Source organism: Oleiphilus sp. HI0086, from assembly GCF_001635225.1.
In genome coordinates this window covers 1-675 of the sequence record NZ_LWFZ01000370.1, presented here as the reverse complement: position 1 = coordinate 675, position 675 = coordinate 1, and the positions used below count along the sequence as shown (strand labels likewise).

Annotated in this window: 1 protein-coding gene; it reads right to left on the bottom strand. The window is 41.0% G+C overall.

The window, feature by feature from the left end:
* Window positions 1-207 precede the first annotated feature (207 nt).
* The coding region (locus A3756_RS04720) for a class II fructose-bisphosphate aldolase (RefSeq protein WP_197481169.1) at window positions 208-675 on the bottom strand (468 nt) is incomplete at its 5' end.

The window sequence follows — 675 nt, the reverse complement described above, 5'->3', positions numbered from 1 at the left end:
AAACTCCATATAAATACAATAGTAGAAATGAATCAGGCATTTATACCATGTACCAGATGAACGCTCTATGGTTTACTTCCAAGATTGTGCGACAAGTAACAGCTTCGCTTAGAAAATATTGGACAGTTTGAGTATAAAAGTTTTAATGAGGGCTTTTTTAAACGCAATGAGAAAAAAGGCCTGAATAAATTCAGGCCCTTACCAAGGTTAAGATATCTTCGGAGCCAAAGAACCGTCTTGGTACTGTGCAAACATTGAATCAAGACTTTGAGCCTTAATCTTATCAGCACGACCAGCTGTTCCGAACGCTTCGTATCGAGCAACTACAATTTCTTTCATCGCACTTACAGTTTCTTTTAGATACTTTCTAGGGTCGAATTCTGCTGGATTCTGTGCCATAAAGCGACGCACAGCACCAGTAGAAGCCAGACGTAGATCGGTATCAATATTTACCTTACGAACGCCATATTTTATGCCCTCTACAATCTGCTCTACAGGGACACCATAGGTTTCAGGAATTTCGCCGCCGTACTCGTTAATAACAGCAAGCCATTCTTGAGGTACAGAGGATGAACCATGCATTACTAGGTGCGTACCAGGAATACGTTCATTTATCGCTTTAATACGGTCAATAGCCAAAATATCACCAGTAGGTGGACGCGTGAACTTATACGC